Annotated in this window: 20 protein-coding genes; 10 read left to right on the forward strand and 10 right to left on the reverse strand. The window is 65.8% G+C overall.

The features are described 5' to 3' along the window. Window positions 1-176: 176 nt before the first annotated feature. The 4 genes from ACFODV_RS15430 to cysP are packed head-to-tail and all read right to left on the reverse strand — an operon-like array spanning window position 177 to window position 4007. A complete protein-coding gene (locus ACFODV_RS15430; RefSeq protein ID WP_379761018.1) occupies window positions 177-1277 on the reverse strand; it encodes a sulfate/molybdate ABC transporter ATP-binding protein in 1101 nt (366 codons plus the stop codon). Beyond that, complete coding sequence (gene cysW, locus ACFODV_RS15435; protein WP_379761020.1) at window positions 1274-2101, reverse strand: sulfate ABC transporter permease subunit CysW; 828 nt, start codon at window positions 2099-2101, stop codon at window positions 1274-1276. The genes ACFODV_RS15430 and cysW overlap by 4 nt, the downstream gene beginning before the upstream one ends. After that, window positions 2101-2964 (reverse strand): sulfate ABC transporter permease subunit CysT, encoded by an 864-nt coding sequence (cysT, locus tag ACFODV_RS15440; protein ID WP_379761022.1) that lies wholly within the window; start codon window positions 2962-2964, stop codon window positions 2101-2103. The genes cysW and cysT overlap by 1 nt, the downstream gene beginning before the upstream one ends. 32 nt (window positions 2965-2996) lie before the next feature. Beyond that, window positions 2997-4007: a thiosulfate ABC transporter substrate-binding protein CysP gene (gene cysP, locus ACFODV_RS15445; RefSeq protein ID WP_379761024.1), complete on the reverse strand. Its 1011-nt coding sequence runs from the start codon at window positions 4005-4007 to the stop codon at window positions 2997-2999. A 185-nt stretch (window positions 4008-4192) separates the two neighbouring features. On the opposite strand from cysP, the gene rpe reads away from it, so the two are divergent. The 8 genes from rpe (at window position 4193) to ACFODV_RS15485 (ending at window position 12239) form a co-directional block, all read left to right on the forward strand. Then, entirely contained in the window at window positions 4193-4894 is a 702-nt protein-coding gene (gene rpe, locus ACFODV_RS15450; RefSeq protein ID WP_379761026.1) for a ribulose-phosphate 3-epimerase, read from the forward strand. Window positions 4895-4898: 4 nt separating this feature from the next. Continuing rightward, window positions 4899-5201: a GIY-YIG nuclease family protein gene (locus ACFODV_RS15455; RefSeq protein WP_379761028.1), complete on the forward strand. Its 303-nt coding sequence runs from the start codon at window positions 4899-4901 to the stop codon at window positions 5199-5201. A gap of 9 nt (window positions 5202-5210) precedes the next feature. Continuing rightward, window positions 5211-5891 (forward strand): phosphoglycolate phosphatase, encoded by a 681-nt coding sequence (locus ACFODV_RS15460; RefSeq protein WP_379761030.1) that lies wholly within the window; start codon window positions 5211-5213, stop codon window positions 5889-5891. A 271-nt stretch (window positions 5892-6162) separates the two neighbouring features. Beyond that, complete coding sequence (trpE, locus tag ACFODV_RS15465; protein ID WP_379761072.1) at window positions 6163-7659, forward strand: anthranilate synthase component I; 1497 nt, start codon at window positions 6163-6165, stop codon at window positions 7657-7659. 23 nt (window positions 7660-7682) lie between these two features. Then, on the forward strand, window positions 7683-8270 hold the full coding sequence (locus ACFODV_RS15470) for an anthranilate synthase component II (protein WP_379761032.1): 588 nt from the start codon (window positions 7683-7685) through the stop codon (window positions 8268-8270). Between the two features lie 37 nt (window positions 8271-8307). Next, window positions 8308-9333 (forward strand): anthranilate phosphoribosyltransferase, encoded by a 1026-nt coding sequence (gene trpD, locus ACFODV_RS15475; RefSeq protein WP_379761034.1) that lies wholly within the window; start codon window positions 8308-8310, stop codon window positions 9331-9333. Window positions 9334-9418: 85 nt separating this feature from the next. After that, window positions 9419-10228, forward strand: a complete 810-nt coding sequence (trpC, locus tag ACFODV_RS15480; protein ID WP_379761036.1) for an indole-3-glycerol phosphate synthase TrpC — start codon at window positions 9419-9421, stop codon at window positions 10226-10228. Window positions 10229-10340: 112 nt separating this feature from the next. Continuing rightward, window positions 10341-12239, forward strand: a complete 1899-nt coding sequence (locus ACFODV_RS15485; protein WP_379761038.1) for an ABC transporter ATP-binding protein — start codon at window positions 10341-10343, stop codon at window positions 12237-12239. A gap of 32 nt (window positions 12240-12271) precedes the next feature. Here the strand turns inward: ACFODV_RS15485 and nfo are convergent, their stop codons facing one another. From nfo to ACFODV_RS15505, 4 genes are all read right to left on the reverse strand, one after another. Continuing rightward, window positions 12272-13114, reverse strand: coding sequence for a deoxyribonuclease IV (nfo, locus tag ACFODV_RS15490; protein WP_379761040.1), 843 nt, complete (start codon window positions 13112-13114; stop codon window positions 12272-12274). Between the two features lie 89 nt (window positions 13115-13203). Then, complete coding sequence (locus tag ACFODV_RS15495) at window positions 13204-15273, reverse strand: TonB-dependent receptor family protein (RefSeq protein WP_379761042.1); 2070 nt, start codon at window positions 15271-15273, stop codon at window positions 13204-13206. 16 nt (window positions 15274-15289) lie between these two features. Continuing rightward, entirely contained in the window at window positions 15290-15490 is a 201-nt protein-coding gene (locus tag ACFODV_RS15500) for a DUF2905 domain-containing protein (protein ID WP_379761044.1), read from the reverse strand. Between the two features lie 66 nt (window positions 15491-15556). Continuing rightward, complete coding sequence (locus tag ACFODV_RS15505; RefSeq protein WP_379761046.1) at window positions 15557-18772, reverse strand: FAD-binding and (Fe-S)-binding domain-containing protein; 3216 nt, start codon at window positions 18770-18772, stop codon at window positions 15557-15559. A gap of 190 nt (window positions 18773-18962) precedes the next feature. Between ACFODV_RS15505 and serS the strand changes: the two genes are divergently transcribed. Next, the gene (serS, locus tag ACFODV_RS15510) at window positions 18963-20240 is read left to right on the forward strand and encodes a serine--tRNA ligase (RefSeq protein ID WP_379761074.1); all 1278 of its coding nucleotides are present in this window, start codon (window positions 18963-18965) and stop codon (window positions 20238-20240) included. A gap of 44 nt (window positions 20241-20284) precedes the next feature. On the opposite strand, the gene ACFODV_RS15515 is transcribed toward serS, so the two are convergent. Then, a complete protein-coding gene (locus ACFODV_RS15515) occupies window positions 20285-21052 on the reverse strand; it encodes an SIMPL domain-containing protein (RefSeq protein ID WP_379761048.1) in 768 nt (255 codons plus the stop codon). A gap of 194 nt (window positions 21053-21246) precedes the next feature. Between ACFODV_RS15515 and ACFODV_RS15520 the strand changes: the two genes are divergently transcribed. Beyond that, window positions 21247-22368, forward strand: coding sequence for an AI-2E family transporter (locus ACFODV_RS15520; protein ID WP_379761050.1), 1122 nt, complete (start codon window positions 21247-21249; stop codon window positions 22366-22368). A 61-nt stretch (window positions 22369-22429) separates the two neighbouring features. Here the strand turns inward: ACFODV_RS15520 and trxA are convergent, their stop codons facing one another. Further along, window positions 22430-22753 (reverse strand): thioredoxin, encoded by a 324-nt coding sequence (gene trxA / locus ACFODV_RS15525; RefSeq protein ID WP_379761052.1) that lies wholly within the window; start codon window positions 22751-22753, stop codon window positions 22430-22432. Window positions 22754-22792: the final 39 nt, after the last annotated feature.

The following is a 22792-nucleotide window of genomic DNA, read 5'->3' on the forward strand; positions in this document are numbered from 1 at the left end:
GTCGAGTGCGTGGCTCGCATCATCATGATGGCGGCTCGGTCTTCAGCAGTGAGATGGCTGTAGCAGTAGGTCATGGCAACACCGTACCTGATGGGTTACGTGTTGCACTTGGTCATTGAGACCGCCGGGCCTGGTCCGAACCATTCCTCGATGAGGTGTCGGACGCGGCCCAAGTGTCAGGCCGGTGTGGGCTGGCGCTGCTGACTGACGTGACCGCTGAAGCGGCGCCAGCGACGCGGAATCGCGTATAGCCGCTGGCCGCGCTGCAGATCCAGGTGCTCGTAGTCGGCGTGACGCACCGTGGCCAGCCAGGGTTCGCCCAGCCAGTCCGCGGCCAGCTCCACGCGCACTTCGGCCCCCACCGGGGAGATGGCGGTAACGGTCACCGGCAGCCGGGCCTCAGGCGTTGGCGTATCCACCAGGTGCACCTCGTGAGGCCGCAGGAGTAGCTCTTCGGGACCGTCCGGCAGCTCCACCGAGAGACGTGCCTCGCCGCAGGTCAGCACGCCGTCGCGTACCTCGCCCTCCAGATGGTTTACATCACCCAGGAACTCGAATACGAAACGGTTGGCCGGCTCGCGGTAGACCGCTTCCGGCGTGTCGATCTGCTCGATGCGCCCGTTACTCATCACCGCCACCCGATCGGAGAGCTCCAGAGCTTCCTCCTGGTCGTGAGTCACAAAGAGGCTGGTGAAGCCCAGCTCGTCATGCAGGTGTCGCAGCCAGCGGCGGAGCTCCTGGCGTACCTTGGCATCCAGGGCACCGAAAGGTTCATCGAGCAGCAGCACGTCGGGACGCAGCGCCAGGGCGCGTGCCAACGACACCCGCTGCTGCTGGCCGCCGGAGAGCTGTGCCGGATAGCGGTTAGCAAGCTGTTCGAGCTGCACCATCTCCAGCAGACGATGAACCCGAACGCGGATCTCGCCCGCCGAAGGTCGGTGCTTGCGCGGCATCACGGTCAGCCCGAAGGCGACATTGTCGAACACCGTCATGTGCCGAAACAACGCATAGTGCTGGAAGACAAAGCCGATGCGTCGGTCGCGCACGTGCAGGTCGGTCACGTCCCGATCGCCGAAGAGTATCCTCGCACCGCTGTCCGGGTCGGCGGTCTCCAGCCCGGCGATGATCCGCAGCAGGGTGGTCTTGCCGGAGCCTGAGGGGCCGAGAAGACCGATCAGCTCGCCGTCGTGGATGTCCAGGTTCACCGGCTCCAGCGCCCGGGTGCGCTGGCGTCCGGTCTCGAAGTGCTTGCCGATGTTGTGCAGGCGAATGCTCATGGATGAGCCTCCTGGCGCGCAGCGCGCCATTCCAGTCCGGCCTTGGCGGCCAGGGTGAGCAGGGCGATCAGGGCCAGCAGAGCGGCGCTGGCGAAGGCCCCCACGGTGTTGTAGTCCTGGTAGAGCTGCTCCAGGTGCAGCGGCAGGGTGTTGGTCTGGCCGCGTATGGCGCCGGAAACGACCGAGACGGCACCGAATTCGCCCACGGCCCGAGCGTTGGTGAGGATCACCCCGTAGAGCAGCGCCCAGCGGATATTGGGCAGGGTCACTCGACGAAAGATCGTCCAGCCCGGGGCGCCGAGGGTCACGGCGGCTTCCTCTTCCCGAGAGCCCTGGGCCTGCATCAGCGGGATCAGCTCCCGGGCGACGAAGGGACAGGTCACGAAGATGGTCACCATCAGGATCCCAGGCCATGCGAACATCAGCTGGATGTCGTGGCCGTCGAGCCAGCCGCCCAGCCAGCCGTTGCGACCATAGAGCAGCAGGTAGATCAGGCCCGCCACCACCGGCGATACCGCGAAGGGAATGTCGATCAGGGTCTGCAAGACGCGACGGCCTGGGAACTGGAAGCGAGTCACCAGCCAGGCCAGGGCCACGCCGAATACCAGGCAGACGGGAATGGTCAGCAAGCTGATAAATAGCGTCAGTCCTATGGCGCGCAAAGTGTAGTGGTCGCTGACATTGGTCCAGAACACCGCCACGCCCTGGGCGAAGGCCTGGGCGAAGATCGCCACCAGTGGCAGCAGCAGAAACAGTGCTGATAGGGCCACGGCGGCCAGGATCAGGCCCCGGCGCACCGCTGGAGCATCACCGATACGTTGCATCAGCCGCCTCCTCCATGAAGGCGCTTGATGAAGCGCCCCTGCCAGATGTTGATGGCCAGCAGCATCGCCAGTGAGACGAACAGCACCACCGAGGCGATGGCCGAGGCGCCGGCATAGTCGTACTCCTGCAGGCGCACGAAGATCATCAGTGCGGTGATCTCGGTCTCATAGGGCATGTTGCCGGCGATGAAGATGATGGCGCCGAACTCGCCCAGCGAGCGCACGAAGGCCAGGCCCGTGCCGGTCACCAGTGCCGGCCAGAGGTGGGGGAGAATCACCCGGCGAAAAGCGGTGCCGTCGTTGGCCCCCAGGGTCAGCGCGGCCTCGTCCACCTCCACCGGCATATCCTCCAGCACTGGCTGCACCGTACGTACCACAAAAGGAATGCTGGTGAAGGCCATGGCCAGGGCGATACCCACCCAGGTGTAGGCCACCTCCAGGCCCAGCGGCTCCAGCAGCCGGCCCATCCAGCCGTTGCTGGAATAGAGGGTGGCGAGCGTAATACCGGCAACCGCCGTGGGCAGGGCGAAAGGCAGATCCATCAAGGCATCGAGCAGGCGCTTGCCGGGAAACTCATAGCGCACCAGCACCCAGGCCAACAGCAGCCCGAAAGCACCGTTGACCAGCGCTGCCACGGCGGCGGCGCCGATGGTGACCGTGTAGCTGGCCACCACCCGGCCGTTGCTGATGATTGCCCAGTACTCGGCCAGGCTTAGCCCGGCCAGCTGGCCGAACAGGCCGGTCATCGGCAGCAGCAGCACCAGGGAGATGAACAGCAGGCTCACCCCCAGGGAGAGGCCGAACCCTGGCAGCACCCGCTTGGGGGCGCGGCCGATGGCGAAGGGGAGGGCTCGGGTGCTCATTGGCGTGTCTCGTCTCCTACCGGCGGGAAGGCTCAGCGGCGCTGCAGCTGGTCGAGCAGGCCGCCGCTGCCGAAGTGGGTCTCCATGGCCTGGTCCCAACCGCCGAAGACGTCCTCGACGCGCAGCAGCTCGGTCGCGGGAAAGAGATCGGCGAACTCCGCGACCACCGCCTCGTGGTGGACGCGGTAGTTGAAGCCGGCCAGCGTCCGCTGGGCTTCTTCGCTGTAGAGATACTCCACGTAGGCCTGGGCCAGGTCCTGGGTGCCGTTGCGCTCGGCGTTGGGCGCTACCACCGCCACCGGGAATTCGGCCAGGATGCTGATCGGCGGCACGATCACCTCATAGTCGTCGCTGCCGTACTCCCCGCGAATGTTGTTGACCTCGGATTCGAAGCTGATCAACACATCGCCCAGGTCGCGCTCGATGAAGCTGGTGGTGGCGCCGCGGCCGCCGGTGTCGAACACCGTCACGTTGCGCAGGAAGGTACGCATGAAGTCCTGGATCTGCTCTTCGTTACCGTCGAAATGCTGGTCGGCGAAGCCCCAGGCGGCCAGGTAGGTGTAGCGGCCGTTGCCGGAAGTCTTGGGGTTGGGGAAGACGATCTCTACTCCTTCGCCGCTTAGGTCATCCCAGCTCTCGATGCCCTTGGGGTTGCCCTTGCGGACCAGAAAGGCGGTGGTGGAGTAATAGGGCGAGGCGTTGTTGGGCAGCTGCTCCTGCCAGTTATCCGCCACCAGGCCGTCGTCGGCCAGCACCTGAACGTCGGTGACCTGGTTGTAGGTCACCACATCGGCGCGCAGCCCCTGCATGATGGCCCGAGCCTGGGCAGAGGAGCCGCCGTGAGATTGCTGAACGGCCACCTCCTCGCCCTGGTTCTCCTGCCAGTGAGCGATGAAATCGGGGTTGATGGCCGAAAACAGCTCGCGGGCAATATCGTAGGAGGAGTTGAGCAGTTCGCGCTCGGCTGCCAGGGCCGGGCCGGCCATACCGGCGCCCAGGGCGATGGCAAGCAGAGAACGCTGGAAGAGAGGACGCAGGGTCATGGGGTTACTCCGACAATCGGTGGGCAATGCCGAGAGGTTAAATGCGACTATTGGTAATTACAAAGGTATTTTTTATTCTATTTTGAACTATGCCTGTGCAAAGGGGCCAGCGCCCGCCGCGCTGCCGTTGTGCGGCGGCTCTGCTAGAATGCGCTCTCTCTGCAAGCGACCGCCTGGACCTTCCCATGACCGATGCGACACGCGACTTCCTGATTGCTCCCTCGATCCTTTCCGCCGATTTCGCGCGCCTGGGCGCCGAGGTGGATGACGTGCTGGCCTCCGGTGCCGATATCGTGCACTTCGACGTGATGGACAATCACTACGTGCCCAACCTGACCATCGGGCCCATGGTCTGCGAGGCGCTGCGCAAGCATGGCGTGACGGCACCCATCGATGTGCACCTGATGGTCAAGCCGGTGGATAGGCTGATCGGTGACTTCATCGATGCCGGGGCCAGCATCATCACCTTCCACCCCGAGGCTTCGGACCACGTCGACCGCTCCCTACAGTTGATCCGCGACGGCGGCTGCCAGTCGGGCCTGGTGTTCAACCCGGCCACGCCGCTGTCGTATCTTGACTACGTGATGGACAAGGTCGACATGGTGTTGCTGATGAGCGTCAACCCCGGCTTCGGTGGCCAGTCTTTCCTGCCGGGCACCCTGGACAAACTGAGCGAGGCGCGTCGACGCATCGACGCCTCCGGCCGCAACATTCGCCTGGAGGTCGATGGCGGGGTGAAGGTCGACAATATCGCAGAGGTGGCCCGCGCCGGCGCCGACACCTTTGTGGCTGGCTCGGCGGTGTTCAAGGGCCGCAACGCCGCCGACCCGCACCGCTACGACAGCGTGATTCGCGACTTTCGCGCCCAGCTGGCCGGGGTACGCTGACGCCGTGAGGGAACCGCGCCCCGAGGTTGCGCTGCCGGTGTGGCACCTCTATCTGTTGGAGACGTCGGGGGGTGCCCTCTATACCGGCATCACCACCGACGTCGAGCGACGCCTGGCCGAGCACGCCGCCGGCCGCGGTGCCAAGGCGCTGCGCGGCAAAGGGCCGCTGAGTCTGCGTCACCGGGAACCGGTGGGCACTCAGGGCGAGGCACTGCGGCTCGAGGCCGAGATCAAGCGGCTGTCGGCGACACGCAAGCGCTCCTGGCTGGCGAGACGCCAGACTGTGCTGGGCGATCAAGAACAGTAAGGAGAGCGCATGCACCCCCTTCTCGTTGACATCGAACTGGTGGCCTTCGACCTGGACGGCACCCTGATCGATTCGGTGCCAGACCTGGCCCTGGCCGTGGACGCCGCCCTGGCCGAGCTGGGCTTTCCGGCCGCCGGCGAGGCCAGGGTGCGCGACTGGGTCGGCAACGGCTCGCTTGTGCTGATGGAGCGAGCGCTGTGTTATTCGATCCTTGCCGGTAGCGGCAAGTCTGATCCGGCAACAGGCCTGCTGGAGCGCGCCCATGCGGCCTTTCTCGCGCTCTACGGACGGGACCCAGGCGCCAATACCCGGCTTTATCCCGGCGCGCGGGAGTGTCTTGATGCCCTGCGCGGCCGCGGCTTTACTCTGGTGCTGGTGACCAACAAGCCCCATGCCTTCATCGCCCCGCTGCTGGAGGGCCTGGGAATTGCCGAGCATTTCTCGCTCTGCCTGGGCGGAGACAGCCTGCCCGAGAAAAAGCCCCATCCGGCGCCGCTGCTGCACGTGGCGGCTCACTTCGAGGTGGCCACCGGGGCCTGCCTGATGGTGGGCGACTCGCGCCACGATATTGCCGCGGGCAAGGCAGCAGGATTTCGTACCCTGGCGGTGCCCTACGGCTACAACCATGGCGAGCCGGTGCGCCAGACCGACCCGGATGGCGTGGTTGAATCGCTCGCGGAACTCGTTTAACGTGATTTTGGGTATTGCTATAAGCGCGGCCTTATCAATATGTTATTGCTATAAGCAGTGGAAGCCTCTCGATGAAAAGCCGCACCCAGCCAGACACCCGCTTTGCCATCGGCGGCCCCTTGGCCGCCGCCGACTCACCGACCCGCTCGCCTCTCCGCGGCGGCTGGCGATGGTGATGTTTTTTCCATCGTGAACCGCGGTGCTTGCCCCCGCTGATCTGCGCCGCCCTGCGCCCATTGCCAACCCGTAACACCGAGGATTCCCGGGCATGATGACTCCCGAACGCTTCCGCGAGCTGGCCGACGCCGGCTACAACCGTATCCCGGTCACCCGCGAGGTGCTGGCCGACCTCGACACGCCGCTTTCTACCTACCTCAAACTGGCCAATGCCCCTTGGACCTTTCTGCTGGAGTCCGTGCAGGGCGGCGAGAAGTGGGGGCGCTACTCGATCATCGGCCTGCCCAGCCGCGAGCGTATCGAGGTGCGCGGCTTTACTGTGCGTCACTACGTGGATGACGATTTGCAGGGCGCTGCCGAGGTGGAAGACCCGCTGGCCTGGATCGAGCAGTTCCAAGCGCGCTTCAAGGTGCCACGCCTGGATGACCAGCCTCGCTTCGACGGCGGCCTGGTGGGCTACTTCGGCTACGAGACTATCCGCTACATCGAGCCGCGCCTGCGTAGCGAGGTGGCTGCGGCCAAGTCCGACCCGCTGGGCGTACCCGATATCCTGCTGATGGTCTGCGACGAGCTGGTGGTCTTCGACAACCTTTCCGGGCGCCTGGCGCTATGGACCCATGCTGACCCCGCCGAGCCCGAGGCCTATTACCGGGCCACTCAACGGCTGGAAGAACTGGAGATTCGTCTGCGCAGCGCCACTCTCAACACCATCAGCCCCGGCACCGGCGGCGCTGCCATAGAGGAGGGTGATTTTACCTCCGGCTTCACCGAGTCGGGCTTCAAGGCCGCGGTAGAGACCATCAAAGAGTACGTGCTGGCCGGCGATGTCATGCAGTGCGTGCCCTCCCAGCGCATGTCGATTCCCTATCGCGCCGCCCCCCTGGACCTCTACCGGGCGCTGCGCAGCCTCAACCCGTCGCCCTATATGTTCTTCCTCGATCTGGGGGACCACCAGGTGGCCGGCTCCTCGCCGGAAATCCTGACTCGCCTTGAGGAGGGCGAAGTGACGGTGCGGCCCATCGCCGGCACCCGCAAACGCGGACGCAATGAGGCGGAGGACCGGGCGCTGGAGGCGGAGCTGCTGGCCGACCCCAAGGAGCGCGCCGAGCATCTGATGCTGATCGACCTCGGTCGCAACGACGTCGGTCGCATCAGCGAGACCGGCTCGGTGAAGGTCACCGAGGAAATGGCGGTGGAGCGCTACTCCCACGTCATGCATATCGTCTCCAACGTCACCGGTCGGCTCAAACCGGGGCTGACCGCCATGGACGCGCTGCGCGCCACCTTTCCGGCGGGCACCGTCTCCGGTGCGCCCAAGATCCGCGCGCTGGAGATCATCGACGAGTTGGAGCCGGTCAAACGCGGCATTTATTCCGGGGCGGTAGGCTACCTCTCCTGGCACGGCAACATGGATACCGCCATCGCTATTCGCACCGCGGTGATCAAGGATGGCCAGCTGCACGTCCAGGCCGGCGCCGGCATCGTCGCCGACTCCGTGCCCGAGATGGAGTGGCAGGAGACCCTCAACAAGGGGCGGGCGCTGTTCCGCGCCGTGGCCATGGCCGAGCGCGGCCTGGACAACCTCGAATAGCCAAGGCGCCGGAGAGACGACCCATGAAAGTCTGCATGATCGACAATTACGATAGCTTCACCTTCAACGTGGTGCAGTACCTTGGCGAGCTGGGCGCGGAGGTGGAGACTCACCGCAACGACGCCATCACCCTCGATCAGATCGAGGCCATGGCGCCGACGCACCTGGTGATCTCACCGGGGCCCTGCACTCCCAACGAGGCGGGTGTTTCCATGGCGGCCATCCGCCACTTCGCCGGGAAGCTACCGATTCTCGGGGTCTGCCTGGGCCACCAGGCCATCGGCCAGGTCTATGGGGGTGAGGTGGTGCGCGCGCCACAGGTCATGCACGGCAAGACCTCGGCCATCCGCCACGCCGGAGTGGGGGTGTTCGAGGGGCTCGATGACCCGCTGGAGGTGACCCGCTACCACTCCCTGGTGGTGGCTCGGGACTCGCTGCCCGCGTGCCTGGAAGTGACCGCCTGGACCGATGACGACGACGTCACCCCGGGGCTGATCATGGGGCTGCGCCACCGCGAACTCGACGTGGAGGGGGTGCAGTTTCACCCCGAGTCGATCCTCACCCGCCAGGGCCATGAGCTGCTGGCCAACTTTTTGAAACGTCATGCGTAGGCGCCGCTGAGCCGAGCCTGCGTCGAGGAGACCGACAATGCAGATGCGAGATGCCCTCGGCGCCCTGATGCGCCGCGAGAACCTGAACTTCGCCGAGAGCCATGAGGTGATGCGCCAGATCATGACCGGGGAGACCAGCGATGCGCTGATTGCCGCCTTCCTGATGGGCATGGCCATGAAGGGCGAGACCGCCGAGGAGATCAGCGCCGCCGCCCAGGTGATGCGCGAGCTGATGAAGCCGGTGCAGCTGCCGGCCGGGCTCGAGAACGTGGTGGATATCGTCGGCACCGGCGGCGATGGCGCCAACCTGTTCAACGTGTCCACCGCGGCGAGCTTCGTGGTGGCCGCCGCCGGCGGCCATGTGGCCAAGCACGGCAACCGCGGGGTGTCCTCGTCGTCGGGCAGCGCCGATCTCTTCGCCGTGGCCGGTATCCACCTCGACCTCGACACCAAGCAGGTGGCGCGCTGCATCACCGAGGTGGGGGTGGGCTTCATGTTCGCGCCCAATCACCACCCCGCCATGCGCTACGCCGTGGGGCCGAGACGCGAGATGGGCGTGCGCACCCTGTTCAATATCCTGGGGCCTTTGACCAACCCCGCCAGCGCTGCCAATCAGGTGCTGGGGGTCTATGACCCGGCGCTGGTGCCGCTGATGGCCGATGTGCTGCGCCGCCTGGGTAGCCGCCACGTGCTGGTGGTGCACGCCGAGGATGGCCTGGACGAGATCTCCCTGGCCCAGCCGACTCTGGTGGCCGAACTCCGGGACGGCGAGGTTCACGAGTACGTCATCACCCCGGAGGAGATGGGTATTGCCCGTCAGTCGCTGGACACGCTGCGTGTGCAGTCCGCCGAAGATAGCCTGCGCCTGGTGGAACAAGCCCTGGTAGGCGAAGGGCCGGCGGCGGATATCGTGTCGCTGAATGCCGGCGCGGCGCTCTACGTGTCAGGTGTGGCCGATAGCCTCAAGGAGGGCGCGGCCCTGGCCCAGGACGCCCAGGCCTCGAAGCTGCCCCTGGAGAAGCTCCGGGAACTGGCCAACTTTACCCGCGTCTTCCTGCAGTGAGCGCCCCCTCTCTCTGCACATACCGTCTCTGGGCATCCCGTCTCTGGGCATCCCGACTCTGGGCATCCTGACTAGGAGTTAACCGATGAGCGCATCACCGGGGGCGACCCCCACCATTCTGACCCGCATCCTCCAGCGCAAGGACGAAGAAGTGGCAGAGCGCTCCCGCGCCGTGTCCGAGGCCGAGCTGCTGCGCCTGGCCGCCGAGCAGAGCGCACCGCGGGGTTTTATTTCGGCCATGAACCGCCTGATCGCTGAGGGTGATCCGGCGGTGATCGCCGAGGTCAAGAAGGCCTCGCCTTCCCGGGGGGTGATCCGCGAGGATTTCCGCCCCGACGAGATTGCCGCCAGCTTCGCCGCCGGCGGCGCGGCTTGCCTCTCGGTGCTCACCGACGCTGACTTCTTTCAGGGCCATGAGGACTATCTGATCGAGGCCCGCGACGCCTGTGACCTGCCGGTAATCCGCAAGGATTTCATCACCCACGGCTATCAGGTCAGCGAGGCGCGCGCCATCGGCGCCGACTGCATCCTGCTGATCGTTGCCGCCCTGGACGACGCCAGGATGGCCGACCTGCACCGCCAGGCCGTGGAGCTGGGCATGGACGTGCTGGTGGAGGTCCACGACGCTCAAGAGCTGGAGCGGGCGCTCACGTTGGATCTCGCCCTGGTGGGCATCAACAACCGCGACCTGCACACCTTCGATACCACCCTGGACACCACGCTGGCTCTGCTGCCGCGCATTCCTGCGGGCGTCACCGTGGTCACCGAATCCGGTATCCATGTCCGCGAGGACGTGCTGCGCATGCGGGAACACGATGTCAATGCCTTCCTGGTGGGCGAGGCCTTCATGCGCGAGGCCGACCCTGGTGAGGCGCTCAGGCGGCTGTTCTTCTAGATGCGGGTTTTTTCACCCCTGGATTCAACGCCAGTGGTGGGTGTTATCCGGTAGACGCAGGGGACTAGCGCCGACTCCCCTGCCAGTCGCCCTTCAGACAACCGGTGATGTGATGTTCCGCTTCTTCGAAACCCTGGTGAATCCCTATCCGTCCGGTGAGCCCGAGACGCCGCCGCGTGGGCTGGGGGCGTTTATCCTGCATTTCTCGAGGCCGGTGCTGCCGCTGCTGATCGTCATGTCGCTGCTCACCGCGCTGGTATCGGCCGTCGAGGTGCTGTTCTTCAGCTATATGGGCGAACTGGTCGACTGGCTGGCGACGGCCGAGCGCGAGGGCTTCTTCGTCGAATACGGCTGGCGCCTGGCCGGCATGGCGGCACTGGTGGTGATCGGCCTGCCGCTGGTGACGCTGCTGCAGTCGCTGATCACTCACCAGAGCATCTTCGGCAACTATCCGATGATCGGACGCTGGCTGGCGCACCGGCACATGCTCGGCCAGAGCATGGCGTTTTACCAGGACGAGTTCGCCGGCCGGGTCTCCCAGAAGGTGATGCAGACGGCGCTGGCGATTCGCGAGACGGTGATGAAGTTGATGGACCTGCTGGTCTATGTGGTCGTCTACTTCATTGGTGCCATGCTGCTGATGGGGAGCGCCGAGCCATGGCTGATGCTGCCGCTGGTGGTCTGGCTGGTGGGCTATATCGCGATCATGAAGGTGTTTGTACCGCGCCTGCGTCAGGTCTCCATGGAACAGGCCGACGCCCGGGCGCGGATGACCGGGCGCATCGTCGACAGCTACAGCAATATCCAGACCATCAAGCTGTTTGCCGATACCGAGCGCGAGCAGCATTACGCCCGCGATGCCATGGAGGGCTTCATGGACACGGTGCACCGCCAGATGCGCCTGGCCACCCAGCTGACGGTGAGCCTGACGCTGCTCAATTCGCTGCTGCTGGCCGGGGTGGCGGCCATCGCCATCGGCGCCTGGTACCTGGAAGCGGTATCACTCGGGGTAATCGCCGTGGCCATCGCCCTGGTGATGCGTATCCGCTTCATGTCCAACTGGATCCTGTGGGAGGTGGCGGGGCTGTTCGAGAACATCGGCACCGTGCAGGACGGCATCAACACCATCGCCCGCGAGCCGGAGGTCAAGGACGCGCCGGATGCCCGAGCGCTGGAGGTATCGCAGGGCGAGATCCGCTTCGACGCCCTGTGCTTCGGCTATGCGCGGCCGGACGGCGAGGCGCCCCCGGTTTTCGGTGGAGAGCCGAGGCGGGTCTTCGACGGCATGAGCCTGACCATCGCGCCGGGGGAGAAGGTCGGGGTGATCGGTCGTTCCGGCGCGGGCAAGTCGACCCTGGCCAACCTGCTGCTGCGTTTCTATGACCTGGAGGGGGGGCGTATCTGGATTGACGGTCAGGATATTGCCCGGGTGACCCAGACCTCGCTGCGCCAGCAGATCGGCATGGTGACCCAGGACACCTCGCTGCTGCATCGTTCGCTGCGCGACAACATCCGCTACGGCAGTCCGCATGCCAGTGAAGCGGCAATATGGGAGGCGGTGCGGCGCGCCCACGCCGATGGCTTCATCGATGACCTGGTCGACGTGCAGGGACGGCGCGGGCTGGATGCCCACGTCGGCGAGCGCGGGGTCAAGCTCTCCGGCGGCCAGCGCCAGCGCATCGCGATTGCTCGGGTGCTGCTCAAGAACGCGCCCATCCTGGTGCTGGACGAGGCCACCTCGGCGCTGGACTCCGAAGTGGAGGCGGCGATCCAGGAGCAGCTCTATACGCTGATGGAGGGTAAGACGGTGATCGCCATCGCCCACCGGTTGTCGACCATCGCCATGCTCGACCGCCTGGTGGTGCTCGACGAGGGCCAGATCGTCGAGAGCGGCACCCACGGGGAACTGCTGGCCAAAGACGGCCTCTATGCCGCCCTGTGGCGGCGCCAGTCGGGAGGCTTTCTGGGCGTGGATCTCAACGGGGCCGCGATGGCTGCTGCTCGCAGCTGAAGCGTCGTTCAACAGGGTCGTTCAATAGATTGTTATTGCTGCTGGGCACGCAGCCAGGCGATCTCCTCGGCCCAGATCTCGGGCGCGATAGTCTCCAATATCATGGGGATTTCGTCTATGCGCGGGTCGCGCATGAGGGTGGTGAAGGCGTCGAGACCGATATTCCCCTGGCCCAGGCTGTGGTGGCGATCGACGCGGCTGGCCAACTCGCTCTTGGCGTCGTTGAGGTGCATGCCGCGCAGGTACATGACGCCCACGACCCTGTCGAATTCATCCAGCGTGGCGCTGCAGGCCTCGGGTGTGCGCAGGTCGTAGCCGGCGGCGAAGGCGTGGCAGGTATCGATGCAGACCCCGACCCGAGACTTGTCGTCGACCTGGTCGATGATCTCGGCCAGGTGCTCGAAGCGCCAGCCGAGGTTGGTGCCCTGGCCAGCGGTGTTCTCGATCACCGCGGTGACACCACGGGTCTCGGCCAGCACCCGATTGATGGAGTCGGCGATCCGGCTCAGGCATTCGCGTTCGCTGATCTTGTTCAGGTGGCTGCCGGGATGGAAGTTGAGCAGACCCAGCCCGAGTTGCTCGCAGCGCTGGAATTCGACCAGAAAGGCGGCGCGGGATTTTTCGAGCCCCTCGGCCTCGGGATGCCCGAGGTTGATCAGGTAGCTGTCGTGGGGAAGGATCTGTTCCGGGCCGAAGCCGTGTTCTCGGCAGGCGCTGCGAAAAGCCTCGATGGCCTCATCGGTGAGCGGTTTCGCCTTCCACTGGCGCTGGTTCTTGGTGAACAGCGCGAAGGCATCGGCGCCGATCTCCACCGCGCGCAGCACGGCTTTATCCGGCCCGCCGGCGGCACTGACGTGGGCACCGAGATATTTCATGCGATCTTCCTTGAGCCAGGGTTTTGAGGAGGGTAAAGCGTACCATCGCAACAGCCGTTACCCGACCCCCCTCAGGTTTCGGATAACGTCTAGAAACTCAGCTCCATCCCGGCATGGAAGGTGCGGCCCGCCGCCGGTTCGAAGTAGCGCCCGCCGTTGGCGTTGATGCGGACGTTGGCGAAGTGGGTCTCGTCGAAGAGGTTGCGCACCCCCAGGTGGGCGCCCAGCCGGGTGTCGCCATCTCCCAGCCGCCAGGCATCGCCCAGGCGCAGGTTGAAGAGCCAATGGTCATCGACCTCCACGCGGTTCTCGTTGTCGGCATGGAACGCGCCGGTATATAGGGCCTCGGCGGTGGCGAAGCGCTCGCCGCTGCCGTACCAGGTCAGGCGGTTGTTCCACTGCCGGCGGGGAAGGCCGGGCAGGCGATTGCCGGCCACGTCGGCCTCGCCATCGCTGAAGCGGTCGAAGCGGTAGTCGGCCAGGGTCAGGGCGCTGGTCCAGCGCCAGGCCAGTGACAGGTTCCAGTCCAGCTCCAGTTCGATGCCGTCTCGCGAGGTGCGGCCGGCGTTCTCGTAGAAGGTGCGTCCGTCGGTGGCCTCGAAGGGCACCAGCTCGTCGTCCACGCGCACCGAGAAGGCCACCAGGTCGTAGCGCAGCCCGTTGGGGAAGCGCCCGCGCAGGCCGACCTCGCGATTGAGCGCCTGCTGGGGCGCCACTTGGGGGTTGAACCCGCCGCCGCCATCGGGGCGAGCGAACTCGGTGAAGGTGGGGGTCTCGAAGGCGGTCCCGACGTTGGCATAGGCCTGGTGCTCGGGGTGGTAGCGATAGCTCAGCCCCAGGCTGCCGGTCCATTCGTGGAAGGTGCGCTCGCCGCTGTCGTCACGGCCGTCGGCGAGGAAGCGGTCATCGATGGTCATGCGCACCCGGTCGTGGCGGACCCCGGCGGAGAGCTCCAGGTCGTCGGTGAGGCCCAGCTCCGCCTGCAGGAAGACGCCGGCGGCGGTGGCATTCTGCTGCTCGTCGGCGGTCTCGGCGGTGACCACGCCCTGGGGTGTCACCGAGCGCCGGCCTCGGTCGTCCTCCTGGCGCCCGAGCTCGACGCCGGTCACATAGCGCAGGGGGCGATTGGCCAGGGTCTCCGTGCGCGTGTAGTCGACGCCGCCGCCGTAGTAGTAGCGCTCGTAGTCCACCAGGCTATTGCCGGGGAAGGGCAGCTGCTGTTCGAAGTCGCGGCGGCTGGCAAAGGCCCGGGCGTTGAGCTCGCCGCCGGCCATATCGCGATCCTCGAAGTGCAGGCCCAGCAGCTGCTGCTCGACGCTCTGGCCGCTGTCCAGGGGGCCGGCGGCCGGCGCTGCCTGTCGGCGATCTGCTGCCACTTCCTCGGCGGTGAGGCCGCCGGGGTCCTGGGCGGTGGGCATATCCAGCAGGTTGACCAGCGCCGAGAGGGTGCGCTCGTCGTCCAGGCGGTAGCTGAGCCGCGCGTTGAGTAGTCGCTTCTCCACGGCGCTCTGTGCCCGATACCCCTCGAAGTCCAGTGCCGACAGGCTGACGCTGTGCACCCAGCGACCGCTTTCGCCGCCCTGGCGCAGCGCCACCTTGCGGTAGTCGTGGCTGCCGCCCTGCACGCGCAGCACCGGCGAGCGGCGCATCTCGCTGCCGTCGCCGGTGGTGATGTCGAGCACGCCGCCGGCGGCGTTGCCGTAGAGCACCGAGGCGGGGCCGCGGATCACCTCGATGCGCTCCGCGCTATCGAGGTCCACGGCATCGATCTGTGCCTGGCCGTCCGGCAGGGTGTAGGGGATGCCATCGACCCGGATATGCAGTCCGCGGATGCCGAAGGGCGCGCGGGCGCCGAAGCCGCGGCTGGCGATGCGCTGGCCCTGGGCGAAGTTGTCGCGGTTCTGCAGGAAGAGCCCGGGCACCAGGGTCAGCGCCTCGTCGAGGCGCACCCGCTGCTGGCCTTGCTGGATGTCGCCCCGGGTCAGGGCGGAGACGGCGGCGGGCGTGTCATACAGGCTGCGCTCCAGTCGCGGCGCGCTGATGGTGATGGTGGGCAGGGTGTTGGCCTCGCCGCCTGAGGTCTCGGGTGTCTGGGCGTTGGATAGGGCGACAGGACCCAGGGTAAGGGTCAGCAACAGGGGGAGGCGGGATCCAGGCATGACGGCTCCGGGATGGCTAGCGGTTGAGCAGCCAGAGTAGCCCCGACAGCACCACGCTGACGATAATCATGGTAGTGACGGGAAAGAAGAACGAGAAATTCTCGCGGCGAACGGCGATGTCGCCGGGTAGCTGACCCAGCGGCAGACGCGAAAGCCAGGGCCAGAGCAGACCCACAGCGATGATGATCAGGCCGATCACAATCAGGGTGCGGTTCATGGCATCGCCTCCTGTTGGAGAGTGCGCTCACCGGAAGTTTCCCCGGTGGGCGCTTGCGTCTTGGGCTCAGCCCGCCCGGCGCAGCACCTCGAGCAGCCCCTGCAGCGGGTGGGGCAGGGCGGTGCCGGAGAGGCGCTTGACCTGGCTGCGGCAGGAGTAACCGGTGGCCAGGAGCTTCCCCGCGTTGGCCTCTCCCTCCACCACGGGCTGCCAGGACTGGGCATAGATGGTCTTAGAGGTATCGAGGTTGCGCGCCTCATGGCCATAGGTGCCGGACATGCCGCAGCAGCCGGTGTTGACCAGCGTAAGCTCCAGGCCGAAGGCGGCGAACACCTGCTGCCACGCCTTGGGGCTGCCCGGGGCGTTGGTGGTCTCGGTGCAGTGGGAGAGCAGCTTGAAGCCGGGGGCATCCAGACTCTGGCCGCTGGGGGCGAGATGACTCGCCAGGGTTTGTGAGCGAGTCACCAGCCACTCTTGCAGCATCAGCACCTCGGGGATGGCCTCCGGGCCGAGCGCCTTCACGTACTCCTGGCGGTAGGTCAGGGTCATGGCCGGGTCGATACCCACCAGCGGCACGCCGAAGTCGGCCAGGGTCCGCAGCCGATTCGCCTGTTGGCTCGCCGTGCGCTCGAAGGCGCCCAGGAAGCCCTGCACGTGCAGCGGTTTGCCGTTGGGCGAGAAGGGCGCCACGAAGACCCGCACATCCAGGCGGCTGAGCAGCTCGACAATATCCATCACCAGCTTGGCCTCGAAGTGGCTGGTGAAGGCGTCCTGCACGATCACCACGCTTCTGGCTTTCTGCGCTTCGGTGAGCAGGCCCAGTGACGTCGGCGTCGCCCGGGCCACGCCCCAGGCATCGAGCTGCTTCGTCAGGCGGGCCCGGGAGAGCCTGGGGCTGTCGACCATGCCGACGGGACCGGCCAGCAGGCGATCCACCAGGCGGTTGCCGATCAAGGCGTTATAGGCCGGCGCGATGCGCGATAGCGCCGGCAACATGAATTCCGTGCCGCCGATCAGATAGTCGCGCAGCGGTCGCAGGTAGCGGCCGTGGTAGACCTCCAGGAACTGCGAGCGCGAGTCGGGCACGTTGACCTTCACGGGGCACTGGCCTGCGCAGGATTTGCAGGCCAGGCAGCCGGCCATGGCGTCGTAGACCTCGTGGGAGAAGTCCGCCTCGCGCCTGCGGCGCAGGGTGTTGAGGGTGCGCCTGGGGAAGCGCTTCGCGAAGCCCCAGGCACCCTCGGCCTTTTTCTTTCTCGATTCCTCGACGAGGTCGATGCCGGCCTCGCCCTGCAGGCGCAGCCACTCGCGGATCAGGCTGGCACGACCCTTGGGGGAGTGGATGCGGTCGCGGGTAGCCTTCCACGACGGGCACATGGCGTCATTGGGATCGTAGTTGTAGCAGGCGCCGTTACCGTTGCAGTAGACGGTGGCGGCATGGGCCTGCCAGACCTTCTCGTCGATGGTGCGGTCGAACTGGCCGCGGGTAGGCACGCCGTCGATGGCCAGCAGGCCCGGGTCGACCCACCTGACCGGTTCTGCCTCGGCAGCGTCACCGGCGTCGGGCGGGGGAGAGCCAGTACCCGCGGCGGCGGGCGGGGTAGAACCAGTACCCGCGGCGTCGGGCGTGATAGAGAACGGAGTCGCGATCTTGCCGGGATTGAGCTGGTTGTGGGGGTCGAAGGCCGCCTTGACCCGCTGCAGACTGGGGTAGAGCTCACCGAAGAACTTCGGAGCGTACTCCGAGCGCACCCCCTTGCCGTGCTCGCCCCACAGCAGGCCGCCGTACTTGTGGGTTAGCTCGGCCACCTCGTCGGAGACCTCGCGGATCAGCCGCTCCTGCTTTGGGTCCTTCATGTCGATGGCTGGGCGCACGTGGAGCACCCCGGCATCCACGTGACCGAACATGCCGTACTCCAGACCCCGGACGTCCAGGGCGGCGCGAAACTCGGCAATGAAGTCGGCCAGATGCTCCGGCGGCACCGCGGTGTCCTCTACAAAGGGAATCGGACGCTTTTCGCCCTTGGCATTGCCCAGTAGCCCCACCGCGCGCTTGCGCATGGCATAGACCCGCTGGATCTGCGGCCGGCCTTTGGCCAATGTGAAGCCCAGTCGCTGAACGCTGGCGTCCGCCTCCAGGTGGCGGCAGAAGGCCGCGACTCGGTCGGCCAACCGCTCGGGGTCGTCGTCGTTGAACTCCACCAGATTGATGCCGCGCACCGGCGTCTCGCCGCCCGATGGAAAGAACTCCGCCACGCTGTCCCAGACGAAGTCGTCCATGGCCAGCATCAGCACGGTGTCGTCCACCGTCTCGATGGAGGTGGGGCGCGCATCACTCGCCATGAGGGCATTGGCATCGCGCAGGGCGTCCATGAAGCCGGCGTAGCGCACGTTGACCAGGGTGGAGTGCTTCGGGATAGGCAGCACGTTGAGCACCGCTTCGTTGAGAAACCCCAGCGACCCCTCTGAGCCACACAGCAGGCTGTTCATGTCGAGACGGCCATGGTCGTCGCGCAGGTGCGCCAGGTCGTAGCCGGTCAGGCAGCGGTTGAGAGGCGGAAAAGTGGCAGCTATCAGCTCCCCCTGGGTGTCGATGATCTCCCGGGCGGTGCGGTAGGCGCGGCCGGTGGCATCGTCCCGTTCACACAGCGTCGCCAGCTCGCCGTGCTCCACGGGGCGGCTCTCGAGCCGCTCGCCGCCCAGCAGCACGGTATCAAGCGCCAGCACGTGGTGGCGGGTCTTGCCGTACTCGCAGCTGCCCTGGCCGCTGGCATCGGTAGAAATCATGCCGCCGATGGTGGCGCGGTTGGAGGTGGAGAGGTCCGGGGCGAAGAAGAGCCCGTGGGGCTTCAGCGCAGCGTTGAGCTGGTCCTTGACCACGCCGGCCTGCACTCGAACCCGACGGTTCTTCACGTCGATGTCGAGAATATGATTCATGTGTCGAGAGACATCCACCACCAGGCCGTCGGTCAGCGACTGGCCGTTGGTGCCGGTGCCACCGCCGCGGGGGGTGAGCACGACTCGGCGGTGCTCGGGCTTGGCGGCCAGCCGGGCCAGGCGCTCGAGATCCTCGGCGTGCTTCGGGTAGAGCACCGCCTGGGGAAGGCGCTGATAAATGGAGTTGTCGGTGGCCTGCACCGTGCGGGCGGCGAAGTCCGGCGCGATCTCACCCTCGAAGCCTGCTTCGCGCAGGGCCTCGAGAAAGCTGAGATAGGGCTTGGAACAGGACGCGGTGAGCCCCGCGGTGGTGACGGCGTCGGCGGTGTCCAGTCTTGCGATCATGGCACTCTGTCGTGGGAAGAAGGGAGTCATGCTACTTTACCGCGTCAGGGCGGTGAGGCGCATCCCGCGGGGACGCTTTGGGGCGGGCTGGAGCGGTCATCGCGGCGGGCGCGTGGCGCCCCTGCGGCCTTTTGCCTACAATGGGCGCCCTGTTTGCCCCACCTTCACCGACTGCAACGGACTGGATGCCATGCTCGATCCCAAACTGCTGCGCAGCGACCTCGATGCGGTCGCCCAACGACTGGCCAAACGAGGTTTTGTCCTCGATACCGACCGTCTCGAGGCGCTGGAGTCCCGGCGCCGCGAGCTGCAGGCCGAGACCGAGTCCCTCCAGAACGAGCGCAATACTCGCTCCAAGACGATCGGCAAGGCCAAGTCGGCGGGGGAGGACATTCAGCCTCTCCTCGATGAGGTGTCCGATCTGGGCGATCGACTCGACGCCGCCAAGACTCGCCTGGCCGAGGTGCAGGCCGAGTGGGATGACGTGGTGAGCGGCCTGCCCAATCTTCCCCACGAGAGCGTGCCCGAGGGCAAGAGCGAGGAGGACAACGTCGAACTGCACCGCTGGGGCACACCCCGTGAGTTCGATTTCGAGGTGCTCGACCATGTTGATCTCGGTGCGGTGAAGGGCGACCTGGACTTCGATCTGGCCGCCAAGCTCACCGGGGCGAGATTCGCGGTGATGCGCGGTCCCATCGCCCGCATGCACCGCGCGCTGACCCAATTCATGCTGGACAAGCAGGCTCTCGAGCACGGCTATGAGGAGTGCTACGTTCCCTACATGGTCAACGAGGCTTCGCTGCGCGGCACCGGCCAGCTCCCCAAGTTCGGCGAGGATCTGTTTCGCCTGGATGACGAGCGCGGCTATCACCTGATCCCCACCGCCGAGGTGCCGCTGACCAACTTCGCTCGCGACGAGATCCTTGACCACAGGTCGCTGCCGGTGAAGCTCACCGCCCATACGCCCTGTTTCCGTTCCGAGGCGGGTTCCCACGGCCGTGACACCCGCGGCATGATTCGCCAGCACCAGTTCGACAAGGTGGAAATGGTGCAGCTTGTCGACCCGGCCACCAGCTACGATGCCCTGGAGGAGATGCGCGGCCATGCCGAAGCGATTCTCCAGGCGCTGGCGCTGCCCTATCGCGTCCTCACCTTGTGTACCGGTGACATGGGCTTCGGCGCCGCCAAGACCTTCGATCTGGAGGTGTGGATCCCCAGTCAGGGCACCTACCGCGAGATTTCCTCTGTCTCCAACTGCGAGGATTTCCAGGCACGTCGCATGCAGGCCCGCTTTCGCCACCCGGAACAGAAAAAGCCGCTGCTGCTTCACACGCTGAACGGCTCCGGCCTGGCCGTGGGGCGTTGCCTGGTGGCGGTGCTGGAGAACTACCAGAACGCCGATGGCTCCATTAGCGTGCCTGCGGCGCTGCAGTCCTATATGGGCGGCGTCGAGGTGATCAACCTCTAAACGCCGGCACTGCAAGTCCTGCAGGCGCCATTCGTGACCTCGCGCTACTCGATGTCCCAGCTGACACTGACCCCGGCCTCGATATCGATGGTGCCGGGGCGGTACTCGGCCTGGGGGGCGCTTTCCCGGGCGTCTGCGGCCATGGCCAGCATGCGCGGCTGGAACACCGGCATGCGGGTCTCGCTGACGCTGGCGACAGCACCCAAGGAGATGCCCAGAGTGTCTGCCATCAGTGCGCCCTTGTGACGGGCCTTTTCCAGCGCCTTGACCAGCGCTTCGTCGGTGGCGGCATCTCGGTCGGCGAGATCATAGGCGACGCCATCGAGAGCGTTGACACCGGCTTCGGTCAGGGCGTCGAGCAGGTCCGGCAGTTGTGCCAGATCGTCGACCTGGACGCGCAAAGGGCGCTCAAGGCGCGTGCGCACGAGGATCTCGCGCTCGCCATTTTCCAGTCGGCTGCCGGCGAGGCGCTCCGGTTGCACGGCCAGGGAGCCGGCGCTGATGGCGTCGCGCTCGAGACCGGCGGCCTCGAGGGTGCGAATCAGCTCGCTGGCGCGGGTTTCGAGTCGTTCGCGGGCCTCACGCAGCGCCTCGGGGTCGCCGCCGCTCTCTTCTTCCTGAGACAAAGCGGGCGTGCGCTCCCAGAGCCTAGCGCTGAGCGTGGCCAGGTTCGGGACTACCGATAGCGTGGCTTCGGCCTGCACGTGAAGCTGGCGCGGAGGCTCGGCCTCGGCCAGCGCCTGGTTCGCCAGCAGGGGAGTGGCCAGGAGCAGGCTGCCAAGCAGCAGTCTGGCGGGGCGAAACAGTATCATGGTGGCCTCCTTGCGGTAATGACGTGGCGGTATGCCACGCAGCTTCGAGGCAGGCCCGTTGCAAAGGTTCCCGGTGCCGCGTCGCGCTATGTTTTCAAGAGCGTTTTTGAGCATGGCCTCGTGATTTTTCAAAATTGTTGCTGGCAATGCGCAAGAGCATGATGAAGGCTTGCCAGGTAACACAGGAATTTACTATGTCTCAGCATGAACCGGATACCTCGAGCATCATCCCGCTCAATCTCACTCTCGGCCTGGCCGCGCTGGTGGTGATTGTGGCCGGCATGAAGGCCGGCGCCAGCCTGCTGGTGCCGCTGATGCTGGCGATCTTCATCGCCCTGGTCTGTACCCCTCCGGTGCAGTGGCTGAACCGTCTGGGGCTGAGCCTTCGTCTGGCCGTCTGGCTCACCCTGGTAGTGATTGGCGGACTGCTGTCGCTGCTGGGCCTGCTGCTGGTGAACAGCTTCGGAACCTTTACGGAGGCACTGCCGGGGATCGAGGAGAAGCTCTACGACTATTATCTCGGGCTGTTCGATGGCCTGGCGAAGATGGGGTTGGCTATCGATCCCGACCGTCTCGTCGAACTCCTCGATGTGGAACAGTTGGGCGCTGAGGTGCCGGGACTGCTGGGTGAACTGGGCAATCTGCTGATGCAGAGCGTGATGGTCACCCTGCTGGTGGTCTTCATGCTTTTTGAGACGCTCAACCTGCGCGACAAGATTTCTCGCGCGCTGAGAAATCCGGCGCCGAGCCTCGAGCGCTTCAACGAGTTCAGCCGCACGCTCAAGCGCTACCTGGCGGTGAAGACTCTGATCAGCCTGGTGACCGGAGTGCTGGTGTGGATAGCCTGCCTGCTGGTGGGAGTCGACTTCCCGCTGCTGTGGGCCGTGCTGGCCTTCGCCCTGAATTATATTCCCAATATCGGCTCCGCCATTGCCGCCATTCCGCCGGTGCTGCTGCTGCTGGTGTCGCCCGGGGGAGGGCTGGTCGAGGCTTTGCTGCTGTCAGGCGCCTACCTGGGAATCAACTTTGTGCTCGGCAACATTGTCGAGCCGCGCTGGATGGGCCGGGCCCTGGGGCTTTCGACCTTTATCGCCTTCCTGTCGCTGGTGGTGTGGGGCTGGATCTTTGGTGCCGCGGGGATGTTGCTCTCGGTGCTGCTGACCATGACGCTGAAGATCGCCCTGGATAGCCACCCCCAGACGCGTTGGATCGCGCACCTGTTGGGCCCGGGTGACGACCAGCCGTTGGAGGAAGCAGACCGCCCCATTTCGGAGCGGAATAGCGAAGAAAACGAGGCTGGCTCAGCCAGGAAGTGAACCCAAAACGCAATCGCCCCGGACTTTGCCGGGGCGATTTTCAAACTGACGTGCCTGGCGATCAGGCGTTCTGGTCGATGAACTGCGTCAGCTGTGACTTGGATTGGGCACCTACCAGGGAGGCGACCTTGGAGCCAGACTTGAACAGCATGACGGTGGGCACACCTCGCACACCCTGCTCGGCGGCAATCTCCGGGGCATCGTCCACGTTGACGCTGACGACCTTGAGGTTGCCGTTGCGCTCCTCGGCGACCTCGTCGACCACCGGTGCCATCACCTTGCAGGGACCGCACCAGGGAGCCCAGAATTTGAGCAGAACCGGGGTATCGGCCTTGAGGACTTCCTGCTCGAAGTTGGCGTTGGTGACATCGACGTTATTGTCCATGGGATTCTCCAGTTTCGTTGCGCTGCATCGAGCGTATTC

It is taken from the genome of Halomonas tibetensis, from assembly GCF_042643535.1.
GTDB classification, from domain to species: Bacteria; Pseudomonadota; Gammaproteobacteria; order Pseudomonadales; family Halomonadaceae; genus Halomonas; species Halomonas tibetensis.

Bases quoted from the DNA above. Each gene is read 5' to 3' on its own strand.
- serS (WP_379761074.1), top strand. From the start codon at position 18,963: ATGCTCGATCCCAAACTGCTGCGCAGCGACCTCGATGCGGTCGCCCAA.
- ACFODV_RS15430 (WP_379761018.1), bottom strand. From the start codon at position 1,277: ATGAGCATTCGCCTGCACAACATCGGCAAGCACTTCGAGACCGGACGC.
- ACFODV_RS15505 (WP_379761046.1), bottom strand. From the start codon at position 18,772: ATGATCGCAAGACTGGACACCGCCGACGCCGTCACCACCGCGGGGCTC.
- ACFODV_RS15485 (WP_379761038.1), top strand. From the start codon at position 10,341: ATGTTCCGCTTCTTCGAAACCCTGGTGAATCCCTATCCGTCCGGTGAG.
- ACFODV_RS15460 (WP_379761030.1), top strand. From the start codon at position 5,211: ATGCACCCCCTTCTCGTTGACATCGAACTGGTGGCCTTCGACCTGGAC.
- cysP (WP_379761024.1), bottom strand. From the start codon at position 4,007: ATGACCCTGCGTCCTCTCTTCCAGCGTTCTCTGCTTGCCATCGCCCTG.
- ACFODV_RS15500 (WP_379761044.1), bottom strand. From the start codon at position 15,490: ATGAACCGCACCCTGATTGTGATCGGCCTGATCATCATCGCTGTGGGT.
- ACFODV_RS15515 (WP_379761048.1), bottom strand. From the start codon at position 21,052: ATGATACTGTTTCGCCCCGCCAGACTGCTGCTTGGCAGCCTGCTCCTG.
- rpe (WP_379761026.1), top strand. From the start codon at position 4,193: ATGACCGATGCGACACGCGACTTCCTGATTGCTCCCTCGATCCTTTCC.
- ACFODV_RS15520 (WP_379761050.1), top strand. From the start codon at position 21,247: ATGTCTCAGCATGAACCGGATACCTCGAGCATCATCCCGCTCAATCTC.
- ACFODV_RS15495 (WP_379761042.1), bottom strand. From the start codon at position 15,273: ATGCCTGGATCCCGCCTCCCCCTGTTGCTGACCCTTACCCTGGGTCCT.
- cysW (WP_379761020.1), bottom strand. From the start codon at position 2,101: ATGCAACGTATCGGTGATGCTCCAGCGGTGCGCCGGGGCCTGATCCTG.
- nfo (WP_379761040.1), bottom strand. From the start codon at position 13,114: ATGAAATATCTCGGTGCCCACGTCAGTGCCGCCGGCGGGCCGGATAAA.
- cysT (WP_379761022.1), bottom strand. From the start codon at position 2,964: ATGAGCACCCGAGCCCTCCCCTTCGCCATCGGCCGCGCCCCCAAGCGG.
- trpC (WP_379761036.1), top strand. From the start codon at position 9,419: ATGAGCGCATCACCGGGGGCGACCCCCACCATTCTGACCCGCATCCTC.
- trpD (WP_379761034.1), top strand. From the start codon at position 8,308: ATGCAGATGCGAGATGCCCTCGGCGCCCTGATGCGCCGCGAGAACCTG.
- ACFODV_RS15470 (WP_379761032.1), top strand. From the start codon at position 7,683: ATGAAAGTCTGCATGATCGACAATTACGATAGCTTCACCTTCAACGTG.
- trxA (WP_379761052.1), bottom strand. From the start codon at position 22,753: ATGGACAATAACGTCGATGTCACCAACGCCAACTTCGAGCAGGAAGTC.
- trpE (WP_379761072.1), top strand. From the start codon at position 6,163: ATGACTCCCGAACGCTTCCGCGAGCTGGCCGACGCCGGCTACAACCGT.